Annotated in this window: 8 protein-coding genes; 2 read left to right on the top strand and 6 right to left on the bottom strand. The window is 44.5% G+C overall.

The features are described from left to right. The 3 genes from BCT81_RS11955 to lptD form a co-directional block, all read right to left on the bottom strand. Nucleotides 1–754, bottom strand: a 754-nt coding sequence (locus BCT81_RS11955; protein WP_102424513.1) for a 4-hydroxythreonine-4-phosphate dehydrogenase PdxA, incomplete at its 3' end; no start/stop codon positions are given. Further along, a complete protein-coding gene (gene surA / locus BCT81_RS11950) occupies nucleotides 744–2,039 on the bottom strand; it encodes a peptidylprolyl isomerase SurA (protein ID WP_102424511.1) in 1,296 nt (431 codons plus the stop codon). The genes BCT81_RS11955 and surA, both read right to left, overlap by 11 nt. A 43-nt stretch (nucleotides 2,040–2,082) precedes the next feature. Continuing rightward, nucleotides 2,083–4,419, bottom strand: coding sequence for an LPS assembly protein LptD (lptD, locus tag BCT81_RS11945; RefSeq protein ID WP_102424508.1), 2,337 nt, complete (start codon nucleotides 4,417–4,419; stop codon nucleotides 2,083–2,085). A 149-nt stretch (nucleotides 4,420–4,568) separates the two neighbouring features. Between lptD and djlA the strand changes: the two genes are divergently transcribed. Together djlA and BCT81_RS11935 are read left to right on the top strand one after the other, a co-directional pair. Continuing rightward, nucleotides 4,569–5,423 carry a co-chaperone DjlA gene (djlA, locus tag BCT81_RS11940; RefSeq protein WP_102424506.1) on the top strand — a complete coding sequence of 285 codons (855 nt, stop codon included), beginning with the start codon at nucleotides 4,569–4,571 and terminating at the stop codon, nucleotides 5,421–5,423. Nucleotides 5,424–5,484: 61 nt separating this feature from the next. Beyond that, nucleotides 5,485–6,030: a DUF924 family protein gene (locus tag BCT81_RS11935; RefSeq protein ID WP_102424504.1), complete on the top strand. Its 546-nt coding sequence runs from the start codon at nucleotides 5,485–5,487 to the stop codon at nucleotides 6,028–6,030. A 92-nt stretch (nucleotides 6,031–6,122) separates the two neighbouring features. Here BCT81_RS11935 and BCT81_RS11930 read toward each other — a convergent pair whose 3' ends face one another. The 3 genes from BCT81_RS11930 to leuC all read right to left on the bottom strand — a co-directional run bounded on the left by BCT81_RS11930 (nucleotide 6,123) and on the right by leuC (nucleotide 9,102). Beyond that, the gene (locus BCT81_RS11930; protein WP_102424502.1) at nucleotides 6,123–6,905 is read right to left on the bottom strand and encodes a DUF547 domain-containing protein; all 783 of its coding nucleotides are present in this window, start codon (nucleotides 6,903–6,905) and stop codon (nucleotides 6,123–6,125) included. 167 nt (nucleotides 6,906–7,072) lie between these two features. Further along, the gene (leuD, locus tag BCT81_RS11925) at nucleotides 7,073–7,675 is read right to left on the bottom strand and encodes a 3-isopropylmalate dehydratase small subunit (protein ID WP_102424499.1); all 603 of its coding nucleotides are present in this window, start codon (nucleotides 7,673–7,675) and stop codon (nucleotides 7,073–7,075) included. A 14-nt stretch (nucleotides 7,676–7,689) separates the two neighbouring features. Continuing rightward, complete coding sequence (leuC, locus tag BCT81_RS11920) at nucleotides 7,690–9,102, bottom strand: 3-isopropylmalate dehydratase large subunit (RefSeq protein ID WP_102424498.1); 1,413 nt, start codon at nucleotides 9,100–9,102, stop codon at nucleotides 7,690–7,692. Nucleotides 9,103–9,278 lie beyond the last annotated feature (176 nt).

Genomic DNA, 9,278 nt, shown 5'->3' with positions numbered 1-9,278 from the left:
CATTAAAGATGGTGTCTGCTGGCAATGGGCCAACCAAATTAATCCCATCTTTTTGACGAATTTTTTCTAGCGTAGGGGTGATGGTTTCAATTTCTTCACGTCCTAAACAACCATCTTCACCGGCATGTGGATTCAAACCACATACGTAGATAGTTGGTCTCTCAATCGCAAACTTTTCGACCAAATCTTTATTCAGAATCGCAATGATTTGCTCTAATCTGTCTTCAGTCACTGCTTGAGATACATTAGCTAGTGGGATATGTGTTGTTACTAATGCAACACGCAGCCCTTCTGTTGCCAACATCATCACCACAAGTGGCGTGTTGGACTTCTCTGCAAAGAACTCGGTATGGCCGCTAAAAGCAACGCCAGCTCGGTTAATTACACCCTTGTGAACGGGGCCGGTGACAATAGCATCAAATTCATCATTCATACAGCCAATTGCTGCGGTTTCTAAAGTATTTAATACGTAATGACCATTAGCTTCGTTAAGTTGGCCTGCAACAGCGCTTTCAGCAAGTGGAATGTGTTTCACAACCAGCGTGCCAGAGCGTTGCGGCTGCTTAGGTGCAGCTGCGTCGTAATCCAGCAGTTCTACTTCAATACCCAGCAGTTCAGCACGTTCCGCGAGTAGGTTTTTATCTGCACAAACCACAAGTTGGTGAGGCCAGCTTTCTTGAGATAGCGCCAGAGTTAAGTCTGGTCCTATCCCTGCGGGTTCACCCGCGGTAATGACAATACGTTTAGTTGTCATCTTGGTCGTCCTCAACCATTTCAACAAAGGCACTCGCTCGTACTTCTTGCAGCCAAGCTCCTGCTTCTTCGTTGAACTTACGGTTAAACAAAATTTGGTAAGCTTTGTTTTTCAACGCTGAATCAGTGCGGTCGACTTCACGGCGGTCCAGTACTTCGACAATGTGCCAGCCATGAACGGTTTTAAATGGCGCACTAATTTTACCTTCCGGTAGTGTTTCTACTTGGTGTTTGAATTCAGGAACATACAAATCCGGTGTTTGGTAGCCTAGTTCGCCATCTTGAACCGCTGAGCCCGGGTCTTGGCTGTATTGCTGAGCTAGGTCACCAAAGCTTGCTTCGCCTGCATTTACACGACGAGTGATCTCTTCAAGCTGCTCTTTAGCCCCGTCATCACTTAGGATTACGGTTGGTTTAATAAGGATATGACGAGCATTTACTTCAGTAACTGCTACTGTCTCTAAGCCTTTCACATCTTCAATTTTTAGAATGTGGAAGCCGACTCCGCTGCGGAAAGGACCAATGATACTGCCTTTGTTTTGCATTTTGATTTGGTCTGCAAAGATGGTTGGCATCTCTTCTTTACGCATCCAGCCCCAATCACCACCTTGTAGGGCTTTAGGGCCTTTAGAGTAAGTATAAGCCATGGTGCTGAAGTCTTTACCAGAGTTAAGCTCTTCTACAAGTTCTTTGGCTTGAGCTTCTAGCTCTTCTTTGGTTTGGTCATCGTTGAAACGAAGTTGAATGTGCCCAATCTTGTATTGAACTGTCGCATTCGTCTCTTGAGCAAGAATATCCGCTAGGTTGTCTACTTCTGCTGGAAGAATGTTGATACGACGACGAACAAGAGCATTACGGGCTTCACTGGCCGCGATCTCTTTTCTTACTTGCTCACGGAATGCGTTGTAGCTCAGGCCTTCTTCTGCAACCGATGCGGTGAGTTGTTCTACGGTTTGGTTGTTATCTTTGGCGATGCCCTCAATCGCTTGATCAAGTCGAGCATCATCAATACGAACACCGATTCGTTCTGCTTCTTGAGTTTGGATGGTATCGATGATCAGCTTTTCAAGTACTTGTTCATCAAGCACGTCTTGAGAGGGTAATGTCTGACCGCTTTTCTTCGCATTTGCTCGTAGCGTTTTCATCGACGTATCGATGTCGCTCTGCAAGATCACGCCCTCGTTGACGATCACTCTTACGCTGTCGAGTTCAACTGGCGCAGCAAAGCTTGTTGATACAGTGCAAGCTGCTGCGATAGCGATTAATGTGCGTTTCCACAATGTCATGTGTAATCCTTTAAATTTACTGATGTGTTATCAATAAAGAAAATTAGTTATTTAAGAAGAATGGGCGACCGTAGCTCAGAGAGTTATCGGAGCTGCTTTCCCCAATAGCGCCAGAATCAGAGCCGATATTGGTACCAAAGCCAATAATACCGAAGTTCACACTGAAGTTGTTTTCGTATTCAGGTGTGGTATTTGGGTTACTAATATTATTTGTCAAACGGTTACTATAGGTAAAGCCGATGTACCAACAATCCGATCTGTAGTTTAAACGAGCTAACCACTCTAGATCTTCTTGTGTGGTTAAGTCGTAGAAATATTGAGCACTTGTGCTCCATTTCGGTGAAATTTGGTAGGCACCAAGTAAACCCGCTTGTGAAATACCGTCTCTTGTTATTGATGATACGTTAAAGTCTACAGTTTCATTTATGTACTCTTCTGTTACATAGCGGTAGTTAGTTTGTATGTAACCGCCTGCGAAGCGATATTCTAATGTGCTGTTTGCAAGTTGCATCGCTGTGCTATCAATGTCGTACTGTACGCCACCATGGTAGAACAGGTAGTCATCATAGTTAAAATCCATTTCAATAGCCCAAGACGAATAGTTAGTTTTTTTGTCTGAGTCGTCGTTGTCTAAAGTCTGTTTTGTATCTTTGTCGATATAAAAAATTTGACCGAAAGAGATATTGAGGCGCTCTCGGTATTCATCATCAAAGAAACGAGACGAGGCGCCATAGCTGATTTGGTTTGCTGAAGCGATTCGGTCTACACCACTGTATTTACGACTTCTAAATAAGCCGTAGTAATCTGTTTGTAATAGTGTCGTGTCGTACAGGCCAATATCACTTTGATCTTGCTCTGGGACATACAAATACTGAACCTGTGGTTCGAGTGTTTGCGTGTAGTTACCAACAATAGTGGTATCACGTTCAAGAACGATACCGGCATGGCTTCGAAATTCAGGGATAACTCGACTTACCGACTCTTCTAAGCCTTCATAGTCAGAACCTGCACCAGTATCAACACCATCAAGGTCCTGTTGGTAATAAGTGCCAAGTAATCTTGCTTCTGTCGTCCATGTACCCCAAGTATTTCCAACAGGTATAGTAATACCTGGTTCTACGTGGATACGATTCGCTGATGGTTTGCCTTTTGCGTCGGTATCAAATATCGATACATGACTGATCATATCGAAGTCCAAATATTCCATCACCTCAGGCGCGTAGTAGTTGTATTCTAACTGAGGCATCAGGCGGTAAGGTAGGTTATTACTGGTTGTTAGGACTTGGAAGTCTCGGACAAGCACTGACGCATCCCAATTGTGAGAACGGTAAGTTGCTTGGCCTTCCTGTAATAGTTGGCCATCTTCACGGTTACCAATGCTGCTTCCGCTAACGTCAGTGAAGTAGTCGATATCACTGACTTTAGAATAATCAATTTCAAATAACCAAGATTGTTGGAATATTCCTCTGTGTTCTAGTTGCGCGCCCCAGCGGTCACCTTTCTCTTTGAACTTCTGATCATCTGGTAGGTATTCAGACTTAATGCTACCTGAACCGAAATCGCTCAAGTAACGGAATTTACTGTTCAGTTGCGTTCCACGCTCTTGCATGTACTTGAACGTCGTTTCCAAGTCATAGTTTGGTGCCAAGTTCCAATATACTGGGATCTCGGCTTCAAAACCGTCGCTTGAACCGTAAGATACGGTTGGGTATAGGAAACCTGTCTTACGAGTGTCACCAACTGGTACGGTCAAGTAAGGCAAGTAAAAGACGGGAACACTTTGAATTTCAAAACGTGGGTTATAAAAAGTAGCTTGCTCTTCATCTTGATCGACACTAATGCTCGATGCTCTCAGACGCCACGCATTGTCCCCAATAGGACAAGAGGTGATCGAGCCATCTTCGATCTCATAAACCGCTTTACCTGTTTTTGCGATGTAAACGGCATCACCACGGCCTGGTTCACAAAGAAATTCGTAGTCGGTATTTTCTAGCGTCATTTCATCAGTCGTCAGATTATTAGTTGCTCTGTCTGATATTGATTTAATTTGACCATCACTAAAGTTTACGTTGCCTTCAGCTACAACGATGTTTTCTTGTTGGTGAAGGGTTACATTATCGGCAAGGATGGTCTTGTTTCCTTGCGTAACTCTTACGTCACCTGAATATATTGCCTTGTCACCATTGATAGCCTCTAAGCGATCTGACTCAACATGAGCGGGTAGTTGAGTCTCGTTTTCTGCAGCGGGCTCGATCAAGCATTGATCTATAGAGGGCATTTCCTGCACACTACTATCGGTTATTGTTTCAGCTTGAGTTGTCGACACGTATAACGCCGTACTTATAGACGCGGCTAACAAGGTGCGGGAAAAAGATTGCATGAAGTTGAACTATCCTGTGTCACTAGATGAAGGGTTGATCTAGTATCAATCCAATTAATAAAGCATTTTCCTTATGATAAAGGAAATATTAGCATTCAGCATCATCAGACAGCATTACTCAGATAAAATTCATAGATAGAGAACACATAATGCAAATATTTGGCAAAATTTTGGGCGCTTTCTTTGGCTTTCTATTTGGAGGGCCACTTGGTTTAGTTTTTGGTCTATTTTTAGGACACCAATTCGATAAAGCTCGCCGACTGAACCAATCTGGGTTCAACACCTCTGGTTTTGGGCGTGGTCCAAACCAAGCTGAAAGACAAAACGAGTTTTTCAAATCTGCCTTTGCGGTTATGGGGCATGTTGCTAAAGCGAAAGGCCAAGTAACTCGCGAAGAGATTCAACTGGCTTCTACTATGATGGAGCGTATGAATCTTCATGGCGAGCAACGCAGAGCGGCACAAGATGCATTCCGCGAAGGAAAAGAGAGCGACTTCCCGCTTAGTGATGTCCTAGAGCGCGTAAAAATCTCATCGGGTGGACGTTTTGACCTCCTTCAGTTTTTTTTAGAGCTTCAAGTATCAGCAGCATTTGCCGATGGAAGTCTGCACCCAAGTGAACGTCAGGTTCTTCATAAGATTGCTCAAGGTCTTGGCTTTTCTGCAGAGCAACTTGAGCGCCGTTTACAGATGCAAGAGGCGGCATTCCGCTTCCAACAACAGGGTGGAAGCTTCGGCGGCGGTCATCACCAAGGGCAGTCGTCTGGTTGGCAACAAGCATCACAACAAAATCAACTTGGCGATGCATTTAAGGTGCTAGGTGTAAGTGAAAGTGCGGATGGCAAGGAAGTGAAAAAGGCCTACCGTAAGCTGATGAATGAGCATCACCCAGATAAACTGATGGCGAAAGGTCTACCGCCAGAAATGATGAACGTTGCAAAAGAGAAATCACAAGAAATTCAAAATGCTTACGACCTAATAAAGAAGATCAAAGGGTTTAAGTAATCGAGTACAAAGCCGAGTAATGATAAGAAGTTACTCGGCTTTTTCATTTAAAGGAATAAATATGTCTATCAGTTATCAAGACGTTCTGGACTTTTGGTTTGATGAGCTAACACCAAAGGACTGGTTTACTGGCGATGAGCAAATTGATGCTTTGATTAAAGAGCGATTCTCAGATTTACATCAAGCCGCGATTCAAGGAGAGCTGTTTGAATGGCGCCAAACGGCACAAGGGCGCTTAGCTGAGGTTATTGTACTGGACCAATTTTCAAGGAATATCGGCAGAAATAGCCCTGCTGCATTTTCAGCTGACCCTATGGCGTTAGCATTGGCGCAGGAAGCGGTAGCGGGTGGTTTTGACCATCAACTTGACCAGCAGCAGAAAAGCTTTCTATACATGCCTTACATGCACAGTGAGTCACTGTTAATTCATGATCAGGCGGTTGAACTTTTTTCTCAAACTGGCTTAGAAAATAATCTTGATTTTGAGTTTAAGCACAAGGTTATCATTGAGCGTTTTGGTCGCTATCCGCACCGTAATGAGGTGTTAGGCAGAGCATCAACGCCAGAAGAGGTTGAATTCTTGCAGCAGCCTGGTTCAAGTTTCTAGCTCTAAAACACGGTGAAATAGATGAAAAGAGGCTAGTGGTTAATATATCACTAGCCTCTTTTTTGTTTTAGTCGTGAGCGACTGGCAGCAAGCTATTTTGCTTGGTTGAGTGACCAGTCGTAGTCATAGCTGATTTTGTCGGTATTCTTTACAGGCTCAGCTCGATATTGATCTAAGTGTTGAATCAGCTGCTGTTGGTTACCAAAGTCCACTGCGAACCACTCGTAAATCGATGATAGCTGGAGCTTATTGCCTTTAACCACCACACCTTTGTCACTATTCACAAACTCAGAGGCTGCTTGTTCCAGTAGAGTTTCGGTGTTGTCAGAAGTAAAGGCTTGAGGCTGGAGGTTTGGACACCCTAGGCTGGCACAGTTTACGGCGTAGTGTGTACGTGGATCTCGCCATATTGGTCTTAGGATGCGGTGCTCAATGTCGTTGAGTGTCAGTGATTTACCATTTACTGATACGACATCATCTCCCCATGGCCCAAAGCTAAACAGACCGCCGAGTTTAGTGATAGATTTTACTGGGTAGGCATCGAGAATTAATTCAACAGTCACGGCATTGTATAGATTGACCCAGTAAGCGTACTGCTCTGCTTTTGGGTGCTCGAGTGGGTTCATCTGCTCTAACTGCTTGATGTATTGTTTCAGCTTTGACTTATCTGTAGCGGTCACTGCTTGATAACGAACTAACGTATTTTGCCCCTGTTTAACCAAGTAGCTATCGAGGAATTGCTGCCAGCTTTGATGAGAAACTTGTTCTGAGTTGGCCTCATTACTTTGATTCCAGTACGGCCACAGTTCAGACTTAGGTGCCGACCAAGCTAAGGTTGAAAAAAGTAGGCTGATAATAACGAGTAGTTGTTTCATGGCATTCTCCTGATAGCTGACTACTAAGACCTTATGCTTTACGATTTTCTTTCATGGATCTTTAGTTAAATAACAGATCAGAGTTTGTAGACACTTTAGACTAAAGCTGAACCAAATAAAAAAGGTTGGCACTTGGCCAACCTTTGGATTTATTCAGAAACGTCTCATTATTTTAGGAAGCTAGGAATCTTAGCTTCAAACTCTGAAATCTTATCAGCGTGCTGCAGCGTTAGACCGATGTTGTCTAAACCGTTCAGTAGGCAGTGACGACGGAACTCATCAATTTCAAACGAGTATTGTTTGCCATTTGCGCTCACTTTCATTGCTTCTAGATCAACGGTAACCTCTGCGCCTTCGTTCGCTTCTACGAATTGGAAAATCTCATCCACTTCTTGCTCAGTCAATCGAACAGGAACCATTTGGTTGTTGATTGAGTTACCGTAGAAGATGTCTGCAAAGCTTGGCGCAATCATTACTTGGATGCCGTAATCAGCAAGTGCCCAAGGTGCGTGTTCACGAGATGAACCACAACCAAAGTTTTCACGAGCAAGCAGGATTGAAGCGCCTTGGTAACGCGGAGCATTCATCACGAATTCTGGGTTTGGCTGTTCGCCAGCATCGTCTAGGAAGCGCCAGTCATGGAATAAGTGCTTACCAAAACCAATGCGGTTCACTTTCTGTAGGAACTGCTTTGGAATGATCGCATCAGTATCGATGTTGGCCGTATCTAGAGGAACGACTAATCCGGTGTGTTGTTGAAAACCTGACATGTTAAATCCTCTAATTAAAGTTCACGAATATCGACAAAGTGGCCAGCGATCGCTGCGGCTGCAGCCATTGCAGGACTAACTAGGTGCGTACGACCATCACGGCCTTGGCGACCTTCAAAGTTACGGTTTGATGTAGACGCGCAGCGCTCTTGTGGACCAAGACGGTCGTTGTTCATTGCAAGACACATAGAACAACCTGGTAAACGCCACTCAAACCCGGCTTCTTTGAAGATAACATCTAAGCCTTCAGCTTCAGCTTGAGCTTTTACTTGCTCAGAGCCCGGAACGATAAGCGCTTGCACATGTTTTGCTACTTGGCGACCTTTCGCTACTGCAGCGGCTGCGCGCATGTCTTCGATACGAGAGTTAGTACAAGAGCCAACGAATACTTTATCTACGTTGTAATCTGATAGAGATTTACCCGCTTCTAAGCCCATGTATGCCAGTGCTTTTTCAGCCGATGCTTTTTCAACAGGGTCTGCGAAGCTTTCTGGTGCTGGGATAGGTGCATCAACAGAAATTACCTGACCAGGGTTAGTGCCCCAAGTTACTTGTGGTTTGATGTCTGCGGCTTCTAGAGTTACTACAGCATCAAACTTTGCGTCAGCATCGGTTTTTAGTGTGTTCCAGTATTCAACGGCAGCGTTAAACTCTTCACCTTCTGGAGAGAATTTACGACCCTTGATGTATTCGTAGGTGGTTTCATCCGGTGCAATCAAGCCTGCTTTAGCACCCAACTCGATAGCCATGTTACATACCGTCATGCGGCCTTCCATTGTAAGGTCGGTAATTGCCTCACCGCAGAATTCAACCACGTAGCCAGTACCTCCAGCCGCTGTTGTTTTACCGATGATCGCTAGCACGATATCTTTGGCAGTGATGCCTGGAGCAACCTTACCTTTTACTTCGATCTTCATGGTTTTAGCGCGAGCTTGTTTCAGCGTTTGAGTTGCTAGCACGTGCTCAACTTCTGAAGTACCGATGCCGAATGCAAGAGAACCAAATGCACCGTGTGTTGCGGTGTGCGAGTCACCACAAACGATAGTCATACCCGGTAGAGTAATACCTAGTTCAGGGCCCATTACGTGCACAATACCTTGGTATTTGTGGTTTAGGTCGTAAAGCGTTATACCAAACTCTTCACAGTTTTTTGATAGCGTTTCCATTTGGATACGCGCCATCTCGCCAGAAGCATTAATGTCTTTGGTTTGTGTGGATACGTTGTGATCCATGGTCGCGAAAGTCTTGCCTACTTGGCGAACTTTACGGCCTTTTTCACGCAGGCCATCAAAGGCTTGAGGTGACGTTACTTCGTGAACTAGGTGACGGTCGATGTAAAGGATCGGGTTTTCGCCTTCTGCTGCTACTGCAACGTGCGCGTCGTAAACTTTTTCGTATAAGGTTTTGGCTTGCTGGTTTGTCGACATAGCTTTTCTTCCTTGGGAGCATCAGTCCCAGTGTTTGTTTCTAGCCAAGTCAGGCACTTTGGATGACTTGGCTGGATATTATTCTTATGTACTTACTTTAGATCGTTATGCTTATGAAGCTAAGATGTACTCTGCAATCTTGTCACCCATTTCAGAGGTGGTTAGCGCTTGTTTAT

Source organism: Vibrio sp. 10N.261.52.A1, from assembly GCF_002876325.1.
GTDB lineage: Bacteria > Pseudomonadota > Gammaproteobacteria > Enterobacterales > Vibrionaceae > Vibrio > Vibrio chagasii.
Note: the sequence above shows the minus strand (reverse complement) of the source record. Positions and strands in the feature narration are given on the sequence as shown.

Excerpts from the sequence above, each read along its gene's own strand:
- leuD (WP_102424499.1), bottom strand. The coding sequence starts at position 7,675 with ATGTCAGGTTTTCAACAACACACCGGATTAGTCGTTCCTCTAGATACG.
- lptD (WP_102424508.1), bottom strand. The coding sequence starts at position 4,419 with ATGCAATCTTTTTCCCGCACCTTGTTAGCCGCGTCTATAAGTACGGCG.
- djlA (WP_102424506.1), top strand. The coding sequence starts at position 4,569 with ATGCAAATATTTGGCAAAATTTTGGGCGCTTTCTTTGGCTTTCTATTT.
- BCT81_RS11935 (WP_102424504.1), top strand. The coding sequence starts at position 5,485 with ATGTCTATCAGTTATCAAGACGTTCTGGACTTTTGGTTTGATGAGCTA.
- surA (WP_102424511.1), bottom strand. The coding sequence starts at position 2,039 with ATGACATTGTGGAAACGCACATTAATCGCTATCGCAGCAGCTTGCACT.
- leuC (WP_102424498.1), bottom strand. The coding sequence starts at position 9,102 with ATGTCGACAAACCAGCAAGCCAAAACCTTATACGAAAAAGTTTACGAC.
- BCT81_RS11930 (WP_102424502.1), bottom strand. The coding sequence starts at position 6,905 with ATGAAACAACTACTCGTTATTATCAGCCTACTTTTTTCAACCTTAGCT.